The 21,710-nt window shown below is 51.0% G+C and carries 19 protein-coding genes; 5 read left to right on the plus strand and 14 right to left on the minus strand.

The window, feature by feature from the left end:
• Positions 1-17: 17 nt before the first annotated feature.
• The 6 genes from fadD to E8E00_RS08665 form a co-directional block, all read right to left on the minus strand.
• The gene (fadD, locus tag E8E00_RS08640) at positions 18-1,709 is read right to left on the minus strand and encodes a long-chain-fatty-acid--CoA ligase FadD (protein WP_069588781.1); all 1,692 of its coding nucleotides are present in this window, start codon (positions 1,707-1,709) and stop codon (positions 18-20) included.
• 121 nt (positions 1,710-1,830) lie between these two features.
• Positions 1,831-2,775, minus strand: a complete 945-nt coding sequence (locus tag E8E00_RS08645; protein WP_240531868.1) for an alpha/beta fold hydrolase — start codon at positions 2,773-2,775, stop codon at positions 1,831-1,833.
• Positions 2,776-2,778: 3 nt separating this feature from the next.
• A complete protein-coding gene (locus E8E00_RS08650; protein ID WP_168174026.1) occupies positions 2,779-3,327 on the minus strand; it encodes a Slp family lipoprotein in 549 nt (182 codons plus the stop codon).
• A 22-nt stretch (positions 3,328-3,349) separates the two neighbouring features.
• Positions 3,350-3,649 carry a hypothetical protein gene (locus E8E00_RS08655; RefSeq protein WP_131826808.1) on the minus strand — a complete coding sequence of 100 codons (300 nt, stop codon included), beginning with the start codon at positions 3,647-3,649 and terminating at the stop codon, positions 3,350-3,352.
• Between the two features lie 40 nt (positions 3,650-3,689).
• Positions 3,690-4,385 carry a tRNA (adenosine(37)-N6)-threonylcarbamoyltransferase complex dimerization subunit type 1 TsaB gene (gene tsaB, locus E8E00_RS08660; RefSeq protein WP_096627776.1) on the minus strand — a complete coding sequence of 232 codons (696 nt, stop codon included), beginning with the start codon at positions 4,383-4,385 and terminating at the stop codon, positions 3,690-3,692.
• Positions 4,386-6,350 (minus strand): ATP-dependent DNA helicase, encoded by a 1,965-nt coding sequence (locus E8E00_RS08665; protein ID WP_096627773.1) that lies wholly within the window; start codon positions 6,348-6,350, stop codon positions 4,386-4,388.
• Between the two features lie 156 nt (positions 6,351-6,506).
• On the opposite strand from E8E00_RS08665, the gene purU reads away from it, so the two are divergent.
• A complete protein-coding gene (gene purU / locus E8E00_RS08670) occupies positions 6,507-7,340 on the plus strand; it encodes a formyltetrahydrofolate deformylase (protein ID WP_096627771.1) in 834 nt (277 codons plus the stop codon).
• A 39-nt stretch (positions 7,341-7,379) separates the two neighbouring features.
• On the opposite strand, the gene E8E00_RS08675 is transcribed toward purU, so the two are convergent.
• Entirely contained in the window at positions 7,380-7,991 is a 612-nt protein-coding gene (locus tag E8E00_RS08675; protein WP_205911753.1) for a VOC family protein, read from the minus strand.
• A gap of 245 nt (positions 7,992-8,236) precedes the next feature.
• On the opposite strand from E8E00_RS08675, the gene argS reads away from it, so the two are divergent.
• On the plus strand, positions 8,237-9,967 hold the full coding sequence (argS, locus tag E8E00_RS08680) for an arginine--tRNA ligase (protein ID WP_096627765.1): 1,731 nt from the start codon (positions 8,237-8,239) through the stop codon (positions 9,965-9,967).
• A 63-nt stretch (positions 9,968-10,030) separates the two neighbouring features.
• On the opposite strand, the gene E8E00_RS08685 is transcribed toward argS, so the two are convergent.
• Positions 10,031-10,633: a DUF924 family protein gene (locus E8E00_RS08685; protein ID WP_069588763.1), complete on the minus strand. Its 603-nt coding sequence runs from the start codon at positions 10,631-10,633 to the stop codon at positions 10,031-10,033.
• Positions 10,634-10,813: 180 nt separating this feature from the next.
• On the opposite strand from E8E00_RS08685, the gene E8E00_RS08690 reads away from it, so the two are divergent.
• Positions 10,814-11,245, plus strand: a complete 432-nt coding sequence (locus tag E8E00_RS08690; RefSeq protein ID WP_096627762.1) for an HIT domain-containing protein — start codon at positions 10,814-10,816, stop codon at positions 11,243-11,245.
• 329 nt (positions 11,246-11,574) lie between these two features.
• Here the strand turns inward: E8E00_RS08690 and E8E00_RS08695 are convergent, their stop codons facing one another.
• The 3 genes from E8E00_RS08695 to znuA form a co-directional block, all read right to left on the minus strand.
• A complete protein-coding gene (locus E8E00_RS08695; RefSeq protein WP_096627759.1) occupies positions 11,575-14,283 on the minus strand; it encodes an AraC family transcriptional regulator in 2,709 nt (902 codons plus the stop codon).
• A gap of 116 nt (positions 14,284-14,399) precedes the next feature.
• On the minus strand, positions 14,400-15,737 hold the full coding sequence (mepM, locus tag E8E00_RS08700; protein ID WP_096627757.1) for a murein DD-endopeptidase MepM: 1,338 nt from the start codon (positions 15,735-15,737) through the stop codon (positions 14,400-14,402).
• Positions 15,721-16,620, minus strand: a complete 900-nt coding sequence (gene znuA, locus E8E00_RS08705; protein WP_096627755.1) for a zinc ABC transporter substrate-binding protein ZnuA — start codon at positions 16,618-16,620, stop codon at positions 15,721-15,723. The genes mepM and znuA overlap by 17 nt, the downstream gene beginning before the upstream one ends.
• Positions 16,621-16,701: 81 nt before the next feature.
• On the opposite strand from znuA, the gene znuC reads away from it, so the two are divergent.
• Positions 16,702-17,469, plus strand: a complete 768-nt coding sequence (gene znuC, locus E8E00_RS08710; RefSeq protein WP_077640810.1) for a zinc ABC transporter ATP-binding protein ZnuC — start codon at positions 16,702-16,704, stop codon at positions 17,467-17,469.
• Entirely contained in the window at positions 17,462-18,250 is a 789-nt protein-coding gene (gene znuB / locus E8E00_RS08715) for a zinc ABC transporter permease subunit ZnuB (RefSeq protein WP_077640809.1), read from the plus strand. The genes znuC and znuB overlap by 8 nt, the downstream gene beginning before the upstream one ends.
• Before the next feature lie 94 nt (positions 18,251-18,344).
• Here the strand turns inward: znuB and sucD are convergent, their stop codons facing one another.
• The 3 genes from sucD to odhB all read right to left on the minus strand — a co-directional run bounded on the left by sucD (position 18,345) and on the right by odhB (position 21,701).
• Entirely contained in the window at positions 18,345-19,217 is an 873-nt protein-coding gene (gene sucD, locus E8E00_RS08720; RefSeq protein WP_069588376.1) for a succinate--CoA ligase subunit alpha, read from the minus strand.
• Positions 19,218-19,219: 2 nt separating this feature from the next.
• Complete coding sequence (gene sucC, locus E8E00_RS08725; RefSeq protein WP_069588378.1) at positions 19,220-20,386, minus strand: ADP-forming succinate--CoA ligase subunit beta; 1,167 nt, start codon at positions 20,384-20,386, stop codon at positions 19,220-19,222.
• A gap of 106 nt (positions 20,387-20,492) precedes the next feature.
• Positions 20,493-21,701 (minus strand): 2-oxoglutarate dehydrogenase complex dihydrolipoyllysine-residue succinyltransferase, encoded by a 1,209-nt coding sequence (gene odhB / locus E8E00_RS08730; protein ID WP_077640807.1) that lies wholly within the window; start codon positions 21,699-21,701, stop codon positions 20,493-20,495.
• Positions 21,702-21,710 lie beyond the last annotated feature (9 nt).

The raw sequence follows: 21,710 nt of genomic DNA on the forward strand, positions 1-21,710 counted from the left end.
TTCGCGGGCAGGACGCATCAAGCAGACGCTTTTTGCGGCGCCTTAGGGGCTTCATCGCGTAACTCTCGGCGCAAGATTTTACCTACATTGGTTTTCGGTAGCTCATCGCGGAATTCAACGACGCGAGGCACTTTATAACCGGTCAGGTGCTTACGGCAGTGCGCTATCAGATCATCACGGGTCAGCGACGGATCCTTTTTCACCACACAAATCTTAACGACTTCGCCTGAGTTTTCGTCTGGCTGACCAATCGCGGCCACTTCCAATACCTTATCATGCAGGGCGACCACATCTTCCACTTCATTGGGATAGACGTTAAAGCCTGATACAAGGATCATGTCTTTTTTACGATCGACGATGTGTAAGAAGCCGTCATCATCAAACTGCACCACATCACCGGTTGCCAACCAACCGTCTTCATCGATACTTTCACGCGTCGCCTCTGGTCGGTTCCAATAACCTTGCATCACTTGCGGACCACGCACCAACAATTCGCCCGGTTGGTTATCGGCGACATCTTCACGATTCTCATCCACAATACGGACTTCCGTAGATGGGACGGGCAAACCGATCGACCCGTTGTAATCACGCAAATCATAAGGGTACGCCGCCACAAGCGGTGAGCACTCGGTTAAGCCATAGCCTTCTAGGAGGTGCTTACCGGTCAGTTTTTTCCAGCTTTCTGCGACAGCGCGTTGTACCGCCATGCCGCCACCAACAGTAAGGCGTAAGTTGGAAAAATCTAACTCATGAAAATCTTCGTTGTGTAGCAAAGCGTTAAAGAGGGTATTCACCCCTGTAATCGCCGTAAATGGATATTTTTGTAGCTCTTTGATAAAGCCCGGAATATCACGCGGATTGGTGATCAACAGGTTCTGTCCACCCATTTCAATAAACAGCAGGCAGTTTACGGTTAGGGCAAACACGTGATAAAGCGGTAGCGCGGTCACTACCAACTCTTCGCCGACGTTTAGCACCGGTTGATAGGTGCCTTTCGCTTGGTAGACGTTGGCCAACATGTTGCGGTGCGTCAAGATAGCGCCTTTCGCCAATCCAGTGGTACCACCCGTGTACTGGAGGAAAGCGACATCATCACCTTTTAAGAAAGGTTTTACATACTGCATACGGCGGCCACGGCGGAGCGCATTACGCATCGACGTTGCGTCCGGCAAATGGTATTTCGGTACCATTTTCTTGACGTACTTGACCACAAAGTTCACTAACGTGCCTTTCGCACGAGGGAGCTGGTCCCCTAAACTCGTAAGGATCACGTGCTTAACGGGTGTATTCTCCACCACCTTTTCCAAGGTGTGAGCAAAGTTGCTGACAATCACAATCGCTTTCGCACCTGAGTCAGTCAACTGATGCTCCAACTCTCGCGGCGTATATAAAGGGTTGACGTTAACCGCCACACAGCCTGCTCGCAAAATACCGAACAACGCAATCGGATACTGCAGCAAATTCGGCATCATGATCGCCACACGATCGCCTTTTTGTAATTTCAGCTCGTTTTGCAGGTACGCCGCAAATGCGCGGCTACGCTCTTCGAGCTTACGGAAGGTCATGACCTGGCCCATGTTAATAAAGGCTGTTTGGTCAGCGAACTTTTGCACTGAGTGTTCAAACATCTCAATCAAAGAGCGATGGGCATCTGGATCTATTTCCGCCGGCACATCCGACGGGTAACGATTAAGCCAAACCTTTTCCACTGGCTTTCTCCTATGTGTTAGCTTGCAGGCTATACTGCCCGCTTCGATCGACGCGAGATTCTATTCAAACAGGTGTTTAACCCGTCCACCATAGCGTTAACATTATTTTTACACGAGCATTTTAAGTGCGCGTTTGAATTTTGGTCACAAAATCTGTTACCCACGATGCAGCCTGTTGCGGTTGTTGAAGGTGACAGTGATGCGTACCCGGCAGGTCCACCACCTGTAATTGGCGAAACCCATGCATCCGTTGCTGAGCATCCTGCGAACGCAATGCAGGATAGCCATCCGTTCCTCGAATGGCGAGAGCAGGACAGTGAATTGCCCGGATAATCGATTCACAATGCGCGGGCGACATCCGGTAAAGCGCATCCCCGCGCAAATGAGGATCGTGTCGCCAAGTGATACCTTGAGGAGTCTCCATCAATCCGCGAGCGACTAATGGCAAAAGCAGTTCAGCCGCCACTTTATTGATGGACGCGCGTAATTGTAGCGCCTGAAATGCAGAATCAAAGTAGCGTTGGCGCTTTTGACGCTGCTTTAAGCGTTGATCAAGACTTTTCGCCAATCGGTTGGTTATCTGTTGAGCAGGTTCAGCCATCGGGCCGAGCGCTTCTATCATTACCAGTGCAGCAATGCGGTCTGGAAAAGCAGCGGCATAGCAACTCGCCACCAGCCCACCGAGTGAGTGGCCGACCAAGATCAGTGGGCCGGAGAAGCGCTGTTGATGGAGTACTTGGTGCAAATCATCCAAGTAGTCGTAGAAGGGGTAGTAGTAGTCGCCCGGTTTATGTTCTGACAGACCGTGTCCGGGCCAATCAAACAATAATAATCCCCACTTGCTGGGTAAATAAGGCACCAGAGCATGGAAACTGGCTAGGTTATCTTGCCAGCCGTGAAGCATGACCAAAGTAGGCGCACCGCTTGCCGCCGGACGGGCAGCTCCCGCGACACGCGTTGAGGCCAGTGAGAGCGTGAGTGGTTCCAATCCGTTCGACAGGCCGATCATCGCTGGATTTGCCTGAAGTGCCTCATCAAGTTGCGCCGACAGTGGAGAATGCATCATTGGTTAGGGTAAAGTGATCACGCTTTGTACTCGCCCAGTCCCGACGCCTACCCGAACGCGCGAGCAATATAGTCCATAACAATAAGGGCGATCGTCATCGATAACCTTTTGCTCAATGTTCCACAGCTGGTGTCCTTTGACTGACAATACAGGGTAGGCATATTCATAGTCCCCGACTTTACCCGTTTGCTGTTCAACAAATTCACCCAGCACCGTAATAGGACGCCCTTTCGCATAGTCTGCAGGATCGACAAAACCGCTAAAAACCGCTTTAAATCGACCCAGTGACGACGCACCAATATCGGGGCGCCCCGCACTGGAGGTGGGCAACGCGACGATTTCGACTACCGAGTCCGCTTCGCGGTTTTCAACACTGGCGATCATGCCGCCCATGCGCACTTCTTCACCCTGATTGGCTGCGGTCATACTGGCTACGACCGGGTACTCAGTTACCGGCTGATCCATACGACCTTTTAAGCTATCAGGCAAGGTGCTGCAACCGGTTAACAATAGCGCCCCGATCATCAGCAATCCGGTTGATATTAGCTTCATCACACGTACTCCTCTCTCGACGTCATACATAGATATCGACCCCGACGAGGTTAAGCAGTTCCTCTCGCCGCGCATGGTTAAGCACCGCTAAGTAAGACGACATTGCCTGACGACCGCGGCCATCGGGTAAATCATACTGAATATGTTGTTTAGCTTGCTCTGCCTCTGAGACAGAGACATGTTGCACCTTTTGCCGCACTGCCTTGGCAACTTGGCTCGCTTGCGGGGTTTGTTTACGCGACGCTTTCTCCGAGGATGAAGGGCGCCGCGTTTGATTCGGCCGGTTAGGCGGTGAAGAAGGAATTCCGTTAATCGATACCATACTTGCTTCCTATGCGAGGCAAACCGACCCAAACAGACTCTTACTCGCGTCCGGGGAGCTTCTTCCACGTGACCTTGTCACGCAAGTAGGTGGGCGTCGCGAGCTCAGCGGCGACAGCCTCACCACGCTGGTAGGCGTATTTGGCAATAACCAGCATGTCTTGTGCTTGTGGATACAACACGCCCGATTCTGTGGTGGTCAGATCCAACCCTGTCGCTAATTCAGGATAGGCAGGCCAACCGGTTCCTGCCAGTGCCCACGTACCGTCGGTCGATTCAAGGCACAATGCATCAGGCGCCACAACCGCTTCATCAGCCAACGCATGCCAATCGCCATTTTCTTGACGTTGATACTGGGCAAAGTATAGCTCTCCCATTCGCGCATCAATCGCCGTGAGTACTTGCGTTGCGCCATGAGTACGGTGCGCTTGCTCGGCCATCGCCGCTAGCGTCGATACGCCCAGCACGGGTAAATCAGCACCAAACGCTAAACCTTGTGCAATCCCAATGCCAATTCGCACACCAGTAAAACTCCCTGGACCCCGGCCGAAGGCGAGTGCATCGAGTTGCGTGAGTGATACGCCCGCCTCCGCGAGTACCTCATCGACCATGGGTAAGATTTTATTGGTGTGTTCACGCGGCGCAATGTCACTGCGCACCATCATCTGATCGCCGATACACAGCGCAACAGAGCAGTTTTCCGTGGCCGTATCCACGGCAAGCATTTTTAGCGTCATTTAACCCTCAATCGGTGATTGCAATGCAGGCATCTCTGCATCGGTATGGTCAGCATTTATGGCTGATAAAAAGTCGTCAATATTATTTAGATCGCGCGTACGCGGTATGGGCGGTAAGCTGCGTAAAAAGGTGGCGCCATAAGGGCGCGTCACTAGGCGGTTATCACAAATGATCAACGCGCCTTGGTCACGCTTATCGCGAATCAAACGCCCTACCCCTTGCTTGAGCGTGATCACCGCTTCTGGAATTTGCACTTGCGAGAAGGGGTCGCCGCCTTGCAACTTACAATCTTCAATACGCGCTTTGAGCAAGGGGTCATCGGGCGACGCAAACGGCAGTTTGTCGATGATCACGCAACTGAGTGCCTGTCCACGCACATCGATCCCTTCCCAAAACGCGCCGGTTGCCACTAGCAACGCATTCCCCAGTGATAAGTATTCTGCCAACAGGCGCTGTTTCGGCATTTCGCCTTGCATCAACACGGGAATCGCGAGTTGGTCGCGAAACAATGCTGTTAAGTCTCGCACCATTTGATGCGACGTACACAAAAAGAAACAGCGCCCTTGATTACGCTCAATCACAGGCCCTAACAAGGTTGCCAGCTTATCGGCTCGCCGATAGCTATTGGTTTCAGGCACATGGCGTGGCACACACAGTCGCGCTTGTGAGGGGTAGTCAAAGGGGCTTTCTAACGTCATCTGCTGTTGTGCTGAAATGCCAAGTCGATGACTAAAGTGGCTAAAATCACCTTCCACGGCGAGTGTCGCCGAGGTAAAAATCCATGCCCCACCTTGTTCATCCATTTGTTCGCGGAAACGATCGGCCACCGAGAGCGGCGTAATATTGAGGCTGAAGTGATAGCGCGTACATTCATACCAGTACGAATAGCCTGTGATCGACGTATCACGCAGTCGCGATAAACGTGCCTTAAATAAGGTGATGCGATCAAACGCCGCATCCAATAGTTGGCTGCGACCCAATGACAGTTTGACCACGTCATGGGCCAACTCCAGTGCATCGGTTAAGCGTACTAATTCTTTCTCGACAGCCGGTGAAGCTTGAAGCTCTCGCCAATTGCCACGAAAGCCGGGCTCTCCCATCACTAAACGCATATCCATCGCCGCTTGCGATAAACGATCGGCAACTTTTTCCAACTGTCGGGTATCACGCAATTCCGTACGATAAGCAATGTGGATGTCTTTCGCAGCGTCTTGTAACTGGCGACTAGACAGCGACTGACCGAAATATTGGCTGGCAATATCAGGTAATTGATGCGCTTCATCGAACACCATGATATCCGCATCTGGGATCAATTCCCCAAACCCAGTTTCTTTGATCGCCACATCAGCCAAGAACAAATGGTGGTTCACGACCACTACATCCGCCTCCATCGCGCGACGGCGCGCCTTGACGACATAGCAGTCTTCATAGCTTGGACAGTCTTTGCCAAGGCAGTTGTCGTTGGTCGACGTGATCACGGGAATGAGCGGACTGTCTTCCGCCAACGCGTCACATTCACTCAAATCCCCCGACTCTGTATACGAAGACCATTCGCGGATTTTGACCAGTTGGCTTAGTTGGCTCGGATCGCTATCTGGGCGATGACACTCACTGATTTGACGACTCAAGCGCTCTGGACAAAGGTAGTTCACTCGCCCTTTCAACAGCGCCGTGGTACCAGTGAACCCCAGCGCCGATTTCATCAAGGGTAAATCGCGATGATAAAGCTGCTCTTGCAGGTTCTTTGAGCCCGTGCTGATGATGGCTTTTTTACCACTCAACAATACAGGGGCAAGATAGGCATACGTTTTCCCTGTTCCTGTCCCGGCCTCGACCACCAACTGTCCTTGCTCGCGGATCGCGGCATCGACCGCCATCGCCATATCGGTTTGCGGCTGTCGAGGCACAAAGCCATCAATTGCTTTTGCCAGCGCACCGGCATCAGAGAAAACCTTTCGGATCATTGGATAAATACACAGGGGAAAGCGGGCATTATGCCAAAGCCCCCAAGAGGATGAAACCACTTCCCCTCGGATGTTCGGCGATCAGGGTAAATTCACTTTGACCTTGGGGTGTAGACAGGGTAAAACCGAAGGACTATTAAGCAACATCACATCAACATGGAACGAAAAACATTACTCACGGATTGTCCCGATGCCCAAGGCCTGATCGCCAAGATCACCAATATTTGTTATAAGCACCAACTCAACATCGTCCATAATCGCGAATATGTCGACAATGCCACGGGTCGATTTTACATGCGCACCGAATTGGAAGGGATTTTTAATGACCACACGCTGTTGTTAGATCTCGACCAAGCGCTTCCTGCTGGAAGTCACCGTCAGCTTATCAGCTCACGGCGAAAGCGCGTTGTGATCATGGTGACCAAAGAGTCGCACTGTTTGGGCGATATTTTAATGAAAGCCTACGATGGCTCTTTGGATATCGAGATTGCTGCCGTGGTGGGAAACTATGACAAGCTACAGACGCTGACTGAGCGCTTCGATATTCCTTTCCACCATGTTTGCCATCAAGATTTATCGCGTGAGGCACACGAGCAGGCAATGTTAAAGGCAATCCAGCCGTACCAGCCCGACTACATCATACTGGCCAAGTATATGCGCGTGCTCACCCCCGACTTTGTCGCGCAATATCCACACAAAATCATTAATATTCACCATAGCTTCTTGCCGGCATTTATTGGCGCACGCCCCTATCATCAAGCTTTTGAGCGTGGTGTCAAAATCATTGGTGCGACCGCTCACTTTGTTACCAACGACTTGGATGAGGGCCCCATTATTGGTCAAAACGTGATTCATGTTGACCACAGTTTTAATGCGCAAGATATGTCCAAAGCCGGACGTGATGTGGAAAAAAGCGTGCTGAGCCAAGCGATTGCCCGAGTGGTGGATGACAAGGTATTTGTTCACGGCAATAAAACCGTGATCCTATAATCACATATCGCACTCCCGACAGCCCCATGAAGCCAGTGCTTAGTCACTGGCTTCGCTTGCAATAATCTCAGCCAGCGGAAAAGGGTGAAACTTCACGCAAACATCTTGATACTTAAAAGCAATGGTCGGATTAGGTAACCGCTCGCCTTTCACACAAGGTTCGCTGCACTTCACCGTGATGGTATGTCGCTGTTCTGCACGCGCAAATATGCCTGGAAACGCGCGCTGCAATGCTTGCTTTAGTCCTGCCATGTCAGCGGTGGTACAGGGCAGCACAAACTCAACGTGCTCCCAGCTTTGCCGCGGATACCGTTTGTGGTTAGGAAACGGAAGCTCAACCCAATGCGTTTGCCATTGACCAATGGTTAATGCCCGGCCCAGTGCATAAATGTGGATTGGCCGACCGTTGACGATCGCCTCAGAGCACAACTTACCTTGCGACGCGAGCTCACTGGCCAAAGATTCGGTTACCGCGATATCGTGGGTGCGTATCGCGACATGATCCAGTGTCAGCTCCGCGCAATCGATCGCAAGCAAATCAAGCAACTGATTGATTTTATCTGCAAAAGCTGCTTTATCTCGCATCAGGGTAGTTAGGTTCGTGGCATCATGCATGGTGACCTCTTGAAGGTTAAACGTCGCCCGTTTCATTTCAGCGCGTAAAGATATCAGTGTTGACGGTGAATAACTATTGCCAACCCCTGCTAGTTTATGGGTATCATTAGGGTTTACCCGCGTCAGTTGACGCCACGGTTCGCAACAATACAGCATCCCGCCAACACTGTGCTTGTACGCCCAAGGCTCAGTGCAGTGTTGGCGGATTCTTGTATCTGTAAGCTGGAAGCCCACACAACGGGCAGTTAACAATCGGCCCGGTTAGTAGTAAAGGTAAGCAAGTGAATATTCAAAGTCTTCTTAACGAGAAAGTTTCTGCCGCCATGGTTGCGGCGGGTGCGCCTGAAGGCACACCGGCGGCGGTACGTCAGTCTGCTAAACCTCAATTTGGTGATTATCAGGCCAACGGCGTGATGGGCGCAGCAAAAAAATTAGGGTGTAATCCTCGCGAGTTCGCACAAAAAGTACTAGATGCCCTCGACCTTGGCGATATGGTCAGTAAAACCGAAATCGCTGGCCCTGGTTTTATCAACATTTTCTTAAACGACCAATGGCTAGCGACGCAAGCTGACCAAGCGCTCGCGGATACGCGGTTAGGTGTCGCCACTGAAGCGACCCAAAACATTGTGGTCGATTACTCTGCACCAAACGTTGCCAAAGAAATGCACGTGGGCCATCTGCGTTCAACCATCATTGGTGATGCCGTTGTCCGCACCTTGGAATTTCTAGGCCATAAGGTCACCCGCGCCAACCATCTCGGCGACTGGGGCACGCAGTTTGGTATGTTGATTGCCAACTTGGAACTGCATGAATCTCGCGGTGATGACATCTCGATGGAACTGGGCGATATCGAAAACTTCTATCGTGAGTCCAAGCGTCGTTACGACGAAGACGAAGAATTTGCTGCCACAGCGCGCCAGTATGTAGTGCGTCTTCAGCGTGGTGATGCATACTGCAAAGAAAAATGGGAAAAATTAGTGAAAGTGACGTTGGAACAAAACCAACGTAACTACGACCGTCTCAATGTGTCATTGACTGACAAAGATGTCATGGGTGAAAGCCTTTACAACGATATGCTGCCAGGCATTGTCGAAGACTTAAAAGCGAAAGGCATCGCAGTTGAAGATGACGGCGCCCAAGTCGTGTTCTTGGATGAATACAAGAACAAAGACGGCGAGCCTATGGGTGTGATCATTCAAAAACGTGATGGTGGCTTTTTATACACCACCACCGATATTGCCTGTGCCAAATACCGCTATGAGCATTTCAATGCCGATCGCGTCTTGTATTTTATTGACTCACGCCAACATCAACACCTGATGCAAGCGTGGACTATTGTGCGTAAAGCCGGTTACGTGCCTGATTCTGTCAGCCTCGAGCACCATGCGTTTGGTATGATGCTTGGCAAAGATGGCAAGCCATTTAAAACGCGTGCAGGTGGCACCGTTCGTCTTGCTGACTTACTCGACGAAGCTGAAACCCGCGCCAAGGCACTGATCGCCAAGAAAAATCCAGACATGGATGAAGCTGAGCAGCGTGAAATCGCCACCACCGTAGCAATGGCGGCGGTGAAATATGCGGACCTGTCTAAGCACCGCACCACGGACTACATCTTCGACTGGGATCATATGCTAGCATTTGAGGGCAATACAGCGCCTTATATGCAGTACGCCTATACCCGTGTTGCTTCTGTGTTTGCAAAATCAGGCGTTGACCGTGATGCACTTGAGGGTGGAATGGTCATTGAGCATGAGAAAGAAAAAGCATTGGTTGCCAAGCTATTGCAATTCGAAGAAGCGGTTAAGTCTGTTGCTCGCGAAGGCCAACCACACCTGATGTGTAGCTACTTGTTCGATTTGGCGGGACTTTTCTCTAGCTTCTATGAAGCGTGCCCAATTCTATTGGCTGAAGGTCAAACCCGTCAAAGTCGCCTGCGTATGGCGGCACTGACAGCAAAAACGATCAAACAAGGTCTTGCGCTACTGGGTATCAATACCCTTGAGCGCATGTAACCTAACCTTGTTCAACCGATAGCTGATATGAAAGCCCACCTTAGCCGGTGGGCTTTTTAATGGTTAGCCTTGCCCGAAACGCTGTTCGGTTTCGCTTAGCCAAAGCCGCTCCTCTGGGGTGGATAAGCGCCCCATGACGGCATTACGATGTGGAAAACGGCCAAAGGCCTCGATAATGTCATAATGCTGACGCGCGTAATCGTAGCATTGTTCAAACCAAGCTTGATTCTCTGGTTCAACCGCTTGTCGAAGTTGATTAAAGCGAAACAGAGCTTCTTGCTGATCGTCTTCACCCTCTGCGTGCTCGAGCGGCATGTAAAAGAAAACACGCTGTAAAGGCGTCAGTGCCTGATCATCCCCTTTCGCTAACCCCGCCTTACAAATGGCTAATGCTAATGCATCATAACGATACGCCGCCGCTAACCCTCGGTATAAATTGCGTGGGAATTGGTCCAGCAAGATAATCAATGCAAGACGGCCTTGTGGGGTCTGCGCCCACGCATTTAATTCTCCCGCTCCCGCTGCGCTAACCCATGTTTGAAACATTGCTCGAATCTGTTCATCAGTTTCTGGATTGCCACCAAACCACAACGCATTGCACTCTGGCGCTGGCGCTTGCTCAGCGCTTTGACCAAACCAAAACGAAAGGACTTCTTGATAGTGCATCTTGCCTCCTACCCCCAGCCTTAATCGTTATCACGATCAAGCCATTCAATGCTCTTCTCTATTCAAGCGTACTTGGTTTTGGTTGTCCCCGGTTCAAATCAAACAATCTCATCGGTACTTTGTGACCCATCAGTAAGTTGTGATGTAAGCTAGAGCAATACATTTCATTAAGGAGCCACCATGTCTTTTTCTCTTCATGATCGCCTCGCCGCAGATAGTGCCTACGTGGGCGACTTTGATTTATGCCAATTACGTCTTGCCCATGCAGATTTTGGCCCTTGGCTAATCCTGATACCACGTAAAAATGATATCCACGAAGTGCATCACCTCAGTGATGAGGATCAGCAACAGCTATGGCGAGAGTCTGCTGCCGTCTCGCAATGTTTGGAGCACGGTTTCCACCCCGATAAGCTCAACATCGCGGCGATCGGCAACCTCGTTCCACAACTTCATGTCCATCATGTCGCACGCTACCAAACCGATAGTGTGTGGCCGAACCCTATCTGGGGACATCTTAATGTGGGCCCTCGCGCTGACGATAAACAAACTGCCTTGATTCAAACCCTACGAACCACGCTGATGCCAGATGGATTGCATGTTAATCCGGCATAAAACGCTTCGTTATTTTCGTCAAAATGGAAAATCATAGCGATAAAAACCAATAATTTCAGACATTTAAGAAGCATTGCACTTTTAACGAAAGATGGCGGAATTCTCCTAACCCTTCCTGAACCACACAGGCTACATTAGTGACTCTTTCATAACCTTTTCAACCGGGTGGAGTGTCCGCTCCGCCCCCGGCAGCAAGCGAAGGTGTCGTTGACACCCGTGGTATGGTCTCCCCGGTCATACCACGTTCCTTTTTCCTTTAGGTATAAATTCCAATACAGGTCACTGCCAGATAGGCACAGGCATGCATATGCCTTGTTGGCGTAGCAGATTTAATCGGTTGGGCTAGTGAGTACTTGAGGGAGGATGCGATCACGATACTGTGAGGGGCTCACACCAAAGTATCCTTTAAATCGCTGACTGAAATACGCCGGGTCACGATATCCGCACGCTTCGGCGGTCTCAGTAATACTCATCCCTTGTTTTAACAACCCGCTCGCATAGGTCAATCGCTTTTGGGTGATATAGCTGGTGACCGTGATATGAAAATACTGGCGACATTTGCGTTGTAAGTTCCGCTCCGACATCGCTAACGCGGCAGCCAGCTCATGGGTAGAAAAGTCAGGATTGGTAAAGCCGTTTTCCACCGCTTGCATAAAACGCGATATCCATGCGGAACGCAGCTGTTGACACTGAGCGCGGCGTTTAGCGTGATGCCCACTCATCTCGACGACAACAGCGTCAGGTTGAGCCGCGATGGGATCAAATATTGGCTGTGTTGTGCGATGTTGTTGAAGACGCTTGCTTTGTTGTCGGGCCTGATAGCGCTGTTTAAACGCTAATCCAACCGCTAACAACACAATACTCACAAAGACAGCAAGGATGGCCCCACTCATCATGTGTGGCAACATGGGGAGAGAAATATCAAGATTCAACACCGTGTGCGACGCACCATCGCGAGGAATGGCAATGCGCAGCTGATAATCTCCCCCTGCCATATTCGCCAGCGTAATGGTATCGCTACTGGTTTGTTGCCATGCGGCAAGCTGGCCAGCCATTGGGTTTCCCGGATGGCGCTTCGCGATCAGCTGATAGTGGACACGACTGACCTGCCGCTCGGGAGGCCAACTTCCCCATTCAAGCTGAGTCGGATTGTTTTCTAGCAATGTCATTGCCGTTTGCTGGCGCGGTGCAATACGCCAACGTCTGTCCTGTTGCCACACAGCGCCAATCACAACCTTCGGCGGTTTTCGTAGTGAGAACGCAAGTTGATCGGTATTAATCACAAAACGCTCAGCGCCGGAAAAAATGGTCAACTGATGCGGATTAGATACGCGACACACCACCTGTCCCATTGGCGTAGGTAGTCGGAATGTCCGCACAACGCCTCTTGGTGCTATATGGACGATAGCTTGGTTGCTGTACGCCCAAACACCGTCCTTATTACCGGTAATACAATGAAACTGCTCATTGTTTAACGACAGATAGGCTGCCGACACCGTATCCGGTGTGGTATGGTCATACTGATAAATGCCTTGCGCACTGGCGAGCCAAAGGCGGCCCCGTTCATCGGTATACAAATCAGACAACGGCAAGAGAGAGACAGGTAACCGAATCGCTTGAAACTGCCCATCTCGATAACGTGTCAAACCTTGCTGCTGACGGATCCAAACGCTACCGCGGCCATCATCATAAAACCCTTCAACGTCACCCTCGTCCACTTGCCATCCGGTTCCGTAGTCAACAACCGTTTCTGAAGCCGGCCAGTAACGGATTAACTGAGGCCCTTTTGCCAACCAAAGCGTCCCTGCCGCATCGGTATACAAGTGCTCAGCAGCGAAGTTGGCAATAGGTTCTGGGAGCGTTAAACGCGAACCTGTTCGGGTGTCTAAGCCAGCCACACCATTTTCTGTCGACCACCACAACTGTGTCGCTTGTCGTGCAGCACTCTTGATCTTATCGCCGTTTTGATCTGGCATACGCGCCAACCAACGACCACTCAAATCACGCCAATGACGACCTCTTAGCAGCCAAGGGTCACTGGCCTTTGCGAAGCCTTGGGTGATCGCTTGTGGAAAGGGACCATGCTGATGCGCAATCCAGCGCTGTCCGGCTGCGCGATAACGTAATGACTGGTCGGTGGAAAACCAAATTCCCCCTTCGGCATCGGCGCGTAAAAAAGTCACCCGTGTGCCATCTATTGCACTCTGACCCGGCGTCCATACCGGTGATGCACTCCCATCGAGTGACAGGAGAAAAAGCCCTTGCTCATTAGCAGCCCAAACGCCTCCCGCCCCTGAGGCAAGATAATGAAACCCACCCTGCTGCGTCAGTATATGCTGCCCCGTCACTGAGTCTTCATCGAGAGCAAGTAAATACACCGCATTGTGGGTGCTCACCCAAGCCCGCGAGTCTTGCCCTGTGATCGCAGTTATCGGAGAGTTGAAGCGGCGTATCTGGTGAATGCCTTGCTCACTGACTTGGTAGAGCGCTTGGCCGATGGCAATCAAGCGATGCTCGTTCGTCATCCAAGTCAGCTCTGCTCGCCATTGTCCTGCGCGCCAAATTGAAAAGCTGTTATCTTCCACCACATAGCGGCTGAGTTGACCGTCACTAATATGCCAAAGTTCACCGTTTATATTTGCAAGTCGTGACTGTGCATCCGATTGGCGAGCCAACACGGTCTGTGGCAGGCGATAACGTGTGACAATATGCTGTCCCGATTGGTAGCGATAAATAAAGTTCTGCCCTGCCATCCAAAGGGCATCATGCGCAAAAGCAATCGCCGTTACTTTTTCTTCGGGCAGACTGAGCACATCACTGAGTGGATGGGTTTGGTGGCCGTCAAAAAAAACGACCTCTCCTTGATGATTAAGCAACCAGACGCCACCGCCCGGCTGGTAGGCGATGTCACGCACGTTCGCGACCGCCTGCAAGCCCGGATAAGCTTGGAACGAGGTTTCCAACCCATGATTTGCCTGCAAAGGCAGACAGAAAAAGGTGCTAATTACCCAAATCAGGCAGAGCAATAGGCGTTTCATGCAACTAAGAGAGGAATAAGGGTCGCAAAATTAAGACGGGTATCATCCTGTGTAACCATACAAAATGGAACCCTGCGACCCTCAATGTGAGCTAGGCCTCACATTCTTGAGATTTATTAGCTGTTAAGAACTTGAGACAGCTGCTGATGAGCGCGTCTTGCTTGACGCTTGAAGTCGTCTTGCTCGCTACGCGGCACCGGATGCGCTTCAGGTAAAGGCACCTTCATGGCATTCACTGGATGGCCATATTTAATCAGCTCAAAATGCAAATGAGGGCCAGTCGAGCGTCCAGTGTTACCACTCAATGCGATTTTTTGCCCCATAGAGACGTGATCACCCGGCTTCACTAAAATACGGTGAAGGTGCAAATAGCGGGTCGAGTATTCGCGACCATGTTTGATCACGACATAGTTGCCTGCCAATGGATGCTTGCGCGCTTTGACCACTACGCCATCGCCTGCTGCCAAGACGGGCGTCCCCACCGGGGTGGCGAAATCGGTGCCGTTATGCGGTGAAATACGTCCGGTGATCGGATGTTTACGATGGGGGTCAAATGACGAGCTGATACGGTAACGCTTGGCGGTTGGGAAGCGACGTAAAGCACGATCCAGACTATGGCCCTGCTCATCATAGAAGCGACCATCGGTGTGGCGATAGACAAAGATATCTCGATCGCCCGCTTGATAAAGCATCGCCGTCACTTCGCCAGACGATACCGCTTTATTATCGATAAACTCTTTGTTGACCAATACTGAAAAGCGATCCCCACGATGAGATTCTGCACCAAAGTCAAAGCGCCATTGTAAGGCTGAGACCAAGTTCTGAATTTGGTTAGGCGTCAACCCTGCTTGTCGCGCTTGCTGGTAAAAACTACTTGTGACGCGGCCCGACAGAGTGACTTGCTCGTAGACTCCGGTCGTTTCAAGTTGCTCGTAGCCCACCCCATCCGCACCGAAGACATACTGATCCCGATATTTAATCGATTGATAGACAGTGAGTGAAGAAAGCTGTCCCTCATCATCAATTTGCCAATCAATTTTTTGTCCAAGCCGAATATCGCCCGCCTTCTGATTCACATCGAGGATCTGGTACATCTGACGTAGCGGTAGGCCGTACTGTGAAAAAATCGCGCCCAAGGTATCACCAGAGGCAACCGTGTGGGTGTGAATACGGGCCGCTTCTGAAGTGATATCTTGCTCGAGAGCATCTTCAGGCACTGTCAGTGCTGGATCATCAGCGTCTAAACCAACTTCAATCGGCTCACTGTTTTCCAGCGGCATCGATGCCTGTTGCTCATCGATTAGCGGCAATGAGCGACGTTCATCGTGATGTGTAAAAGGATGTGGCTGCCACATGAGTGCGGCAGCAACGAGTAACGATAATGAGGCGAGCGCCAGCTTGTGCTGGCGAGGTAGCCGAGCGGTCGCGGCTGACCAGTTAGTGAGTAGTTTCATGCTTTAAACAACGTGCGAAGCGGTTTCCCATATCTTTCAAAAAAACCTGATAACCATCAGGCGCAACTCGAATAGCAGTTGCCAACGGATCCAAAGCAATCACAGTAACGTCATCGTTTCGGGTCACAGCATCGACCAGTGAGGGATTAAACTGCGGCTCGGTGAAGATACAGGTCGCGTCATGATTTAGCAATCCTCTCCGGATAGTTACTAGGGTCTTTGCACCCGGTTTTTGGCTGGGATCGACGGTAAAGTGGCCCGTTTTCTTCAAACCAAATGCTTGTTCAAAGTAACCGTACGCATCATGAAATACGAAATATCCACTTTGCTGGCGTTGCGCCAATGCCGCATGAATATCGGTTACTGTCTCATCCAGCTGGGCGTTAAAAATGGCTAATTTATCGCGATATTGGTCAGCCTTTTCAGGCGCGGCTTTTATCAAAGCTTGGGTAATCGCCTGTGCTGCGACGCGCGCCGACTCTGGGCTCATCCAAATATGAGGGTCGATACCATGGTGGTCATGGTCGTGATCATGATGGTGGGTTTCTGCTTCACCGTCATAATGACGAAGCGGGATCCCCTCTACTTGAGTGAGGGTTAATACATTAGGCTGCTCTTGCAAAAGTTTACTCAAGAATAATTCAAGCTCCGGTCCCACCCAAACTGTCAAATCAGCCGCTTTCAAATTGCGAATATCAGAGGGTTTTAGCGCATAACCGTGTGGTGATGCGCCGGGCGGGAGCAACACCTCTACCGTATCGTCGTCTGCGACTAACCCTTTAGCAATCAGCTGCACCGGCTTAATCGTGGTCATCACAGTGACAGCCTGCGCTGGCAAGGCCAGTAACAGCGCAAAAAATAGTCCAATAACACGCACACCCATGGTTTACCCCAATTAATCAGTTTCATCAGCGATGCGAAATGTTATAATATAACAATTCCAATTCACAATGCTTTTTTCTCTATGACTGACTCGCTAGTCACCCTCGATGCGGTGACGGTGACCTATAACGGCCGCCAGGTTCTGGATAATGTGTCGCTAGACTTAAAACGCGGCAATATCACCACATTGATTGGCCCTAATGGCGCGGGAAAATCCACCCTTGTAAAAACACTGATTGGCTTGGTTAAACCCAGCCAAGGCGCTGTGAGGCTTAAAAAAGGATTAAAGATCGGTTATGTGCCACAAAAGCTTCAGCTTAACCAAACACTGCCCTTAACGGTAGACCGATTTATCCGCTTAGGGACGCGATACACCAACGCTCAAATTACGCAAGCGCTAAGCACCGTCAATGCGGCCGCACTGCAATTTTCTAACATGCATACCTTGTCCGGCGGGGAAACCCAGCGGGTATTGCTTGCCCGTGCGATACTTAAATCCCCCGATCTTTTGGTACTGGACGAACCCGTGCAAGGTGTGGATGTCAGTGGCCAGCTTGAAATGTATAGCCTTATCGCGACGCTGCGCGACACACTCAGCTGCGCCGTTTTGATGGTCTCACACGACCTGCATTTAGTGATGGCGAAAACCGATGAGGTGATCTGTTTGCAGCACCATGTGTGTTGCTCAGGGGCGCCTGATGCGATTTCTCAACATCCCTCTTATGTCGCGATGTTCGGTCGCCAAACCAGCGAACAGCTTGCTTTGTATCACCACCATCATAATCACGATCACGATTTATCTGGACAGCCTGTTAATGGCTGCCAACATCAGGAACACCAGCATGATTGAGTTTTTAATGGCACCTATTCTAGGAGGGGTGCTAATTGCCGCCATTGCAGGTCCACTGGGCTCTTTTGTGGTATGGCGTCGAATGGCCTATTTTGGTGACACCCTCGCCCATGCGTCGTTGCTTGGGCTCGCCGTCGGCTTTTTGTTGCAAATTGACCTTAATCTTGCGCTCATCGCAACCTGTCTGTTACTCGCCATTGTGCTGGTTGGCTTACAACGCCAGCATTTGGTCGCCACTGATACTCTGCTCGGTATTTTGGCGCACAGTGCTTTATCGTTAGGGCTCGTTGCAGTCAGCTTTCTTGATACGGTGCGCGTGGATTTAATGGCGTATCTGTTTGGGGACTTATTGGCCGTAACCTATACCGATTTAACCTGGTTAGCGATTGGTGCTTGCTTCACATTTGCGGTGTTGGCCTATTACTGGGAACCTTTACTCTCGATGACCGTCAGCGAAGAGCTGGCTCAAGTTGAGGGTATTGATGTAGAACGCTTACGGCTGCTACTCATGCTGCTTATCGGGCTTGTGATTGCACTGGCGATGAAATTTGTTGGCGCCTTGATCATTACGTCGATGCTAATCATTCCCGCAGCGACAGCGCGACGTCTCTCCGCCACGCCCGAGCAAATGGCGTCTTTGGCGAGTTTAATTGGTATGGGCGCCGTTTTTCTCGGTATGGCGGGCTCTTGGTTTTACGATACTCCAGCCGGTCCATCGGTCGTGGTTGCGGCCGCAGGCGTATTTATGCTGAGCCAACTGATCCCGATTCGGCGCCGCTAGCGGCTCATCCATTCTGTTAGCCTTGTGCTCAGACAATAACAATACAAAAAAGCCGCTCACACGAGCGGCTTATCATCATGCTAAAACGGCGTTTTTACCATCCAGTTTTGTCGCGTAATGCTTGACCGATTTCTGCCAAACTTTTCACTGTGGTGACGCCTGCAGCTTCAAGTGCTGCAAATTTGTCATCGGCTGTTCCTTTACCACCAGAGATGATCGCACCCGCATGGCCCATGCGTTTACCCGGAGGTGCGGTAACACCGGCAATGTAAGAAACAACAGGTTTGGTGACATGCTCTTTAATGTAAGCCGCCGCTTCTTCTTCAGCGGTACCACCGATTTCACCAATCATGACAATCGCTTCAGTCGCTGGATCTTTTTCGAACATTTCGAGGATGTCGATAAAGTTAGAACCTGGAATAGGATCGCCACCAATCCCCACACAGGTTGACTGGCCAAAGCCTTCATCCGTAGTCTGCTTCACCGCTTCATAGGTCAAGGTACCTGAGCGTGACACGATACCGACTTTACCTGGCTTATGGATATGACCTGGCATGATGCCAATCTTACATTCACCCGGGGTGATTACGCCTGGACAGTTTGGACCAATCATGCGAACGCCAGCTTCATCAAGCTTCACTTTCACTTCCAGCATATCCAGCGTTGGGATCCCTTCGGTGATACACACAATCAGCTCGATACCCGCATCAACTGCTTCGAGGATCGCATCTTTACAAAATGGTGCTGGCACGTAGATCACCGACGCCGTTGCACCCGTTGATTCCACGGCTTCTGCTACTGTGTTAAACACCGGCAAACCAAGATGGGTGGTTCCCCCTTTACCAGGAGATACCCCGCCAACCATTTGCGTACCGTATTCGATCGCCTGCTCAGAGTGGAAGGTACCCTGTCCACCCGTAAAGCCCTGACAGATGACTTTGGTGTCTTTATTAATCAGCACTGACATTGTTATTTACCCTCCGCTGCAGCAACGACTTTCTGTGCGGCTTCTGTGAGTGAGGTGGCCGCGATGATGTTCAAGCCGCTATCGGCTAGTTTCTTCGCACCTACTTCGGCATTATTGCCCTCTAGGCGAACGACAACAGGCACTTTCACGCCCACTTCTTCTACTGCGCCAATGATGCCGTCAGCAATCAAGTCACAGCGAACGATGCCGCCGAAGATATTCACCAATACTGCCTTCACATTGCTGTCAGACAGGATAATCTTGAATGCTTCAGTCACACGCTCTTTCGTCGCGCCACCGCCGACATCCAAGAAGTTAGCAGGGCTACCGCCGTGCAGATTAACAATATCCATGGTGCCCATCGCAAGACCTGCACCATTGACCATGCAGCCAATGTTTCCATCGAGGGCAACGTAGTTCAGTTCCCACTGTGCCGCATGCGCCTCACGGGCGTCTTCTTGGCTTGGATCGTGCATCGCGCGAACCTGTGGCTGGCGATAGACCGCATTGCTATCAATCGACAGTTTTGCATCCAAGCAGTGCAGGTTGCCCTGATCCGTAATCACCAATGGGTTCACTTCAACCAATGCGACGTCTTTATCAAGAAACAGCTGTGCAATCCCCATAAAGATCTTGGTGAACTGCTTGATTTGCTCACCTTCAAGGCCCAATTTAAATGCCAGTTGACGGCCTTGATAAGGCTGAGGACCGACTAAAGGATCAATCGAGGCTTTGTGAATTAATTCAGGCGTCTCTTCCGCCACTTTCTCAATTTCCACACCGCCTTCTGTTGACGCCATGAAAACCACGCGACGTGAGCCACGGTCAACGACCGCACCGAGATATAGCTCTTTGGCGATATCAGTGCAGGATTCAACAAGAATTTTGCTAACCGGTTGGCCATTCGCATCTGTTTGGTAAGTAACGAGGTTTTTACCTAACCATTGTTGTGCGAACTCGCGAATTTGTTCTTTAGAGGAAGCCAGTTTTACGCCGCCCGCTTTACCGCGACCGCCCGCGTGGACCTGACATTTGACGACCCATTTGTCGCCACCAATTTTGTCGGCTGCTTCGGCAGCTTCTTGTGGTGTGTCGCAAGCATAGCCCTCTGAAACTGGTAGACCATATTCAGCGAACAGCTGCTTTGACTGATATTCGTGCAGATTCATGATGTTCTATCCGTGTTAATGTCCATTATTGTGTCTTTGTGCTTTCCAAATGAGGGGACTCCGTCCCCTCGGCTGACAGCCAGTACATCACGTACTGGCCAGTCAGTTAAACGTCCAATAGCAGACGTGTTGGGTCTTCAAGAAGCTCTTTGATGGTAACCAGGAAGCCAACCGATTCACGGCCGTCAATCAGACGGTGATCGTAGGAAAGCGCCAAGTACATCATTGGTAGGATCTCTACCTTGCCATCTACCGCCATTGGGCGGTCTTGAATTTTGTGCATACCAAGAATGGCTGCCTGAGGTGGGTTAATAATTGGCGTCGACATCAGCGAACCAAATACCCCACCGTTAGTGATCGTAAAGTTACCCCCGGTTAGCTCATCAACGGTTAGCTTACCGTCTCGGCCTTTGACCGCGAGATCACGGATCCCTTTCTCGATATCTGCGAAGCCTAGCTTATCGCAATCACGCAGCACTGGTGTGACCAAACCGCGTGGTGTTGATACGGCCATGCTCACATCGAAGTAGTTGTGATAAACGATGTCATCACCGTCGATAGACGCATTCACTTCCGGGTAACGCTTGAGCGCTTCAACCACTGCCTTCACATAGAAAGACATGAAGCCGAGGCGAATATCATGGCGTTTTTCGAAGCTATCACGATACTGCTTACGCAGTTCCATAATCGGCTTCATGTTGACTTCGTTGAACGTGGTCAACATCGCGGTGCTGTTTTTCGCTTCTAACAAGCGCTCAGCAACACGCTTACGCAAACGTGTCATTGGCACACGTTTTTCACCGCGCTCAGCCACTGCAGGGACGTCTTGTGCAGGTTTGTCTTGCTCGCCACCTTTTGGCTTGTTCTTCAGGTAAGCATCAACATCTTCTCGGGTAATACGCCCACCCACACCTGTGCCTTTCACCGCATCAGGAGAGATATCATGCTCGGCCAGTAAGCGACGCACGGCTGGGCTCAGTGCATCATTAGATTCTTCTTCCAGTGATGCTGTATGGCGCTTATCCGGTGACGCTTCTGATTCAGCAGGCACGTCTTTGGTCGGCTCTCCTGCCACAGCGCCTTCTTTCAACTTCGCGATGGCTTGTTTCGCCAACACGGTTGACCCTTCATCTTCAATGATTGACTCCAACACGCCATCAGCAGGCGCGGGCACTTCCAGTACCACTTTATCCGTTTCAATATCAACCAGTACTTCGTCACGGGTTACCGAGTCACCTGGCTGTTTGTGCCATGTGGCAATCGTTGCGTCAGCCACAGATTCGGGTAAATCGGGAACCAGAATTTCGATTGTCATATCGTAGTT

This window comes from Salinivibrio sp. YCSC6, assembly GCF_004916735.1.
GTDB lineage: Bacteria > Pseudomonadota > Gammaproteobacteria > Enterobacterales > Vibrionaceae > Salinivibrio > Salinivibrio proteolyticus.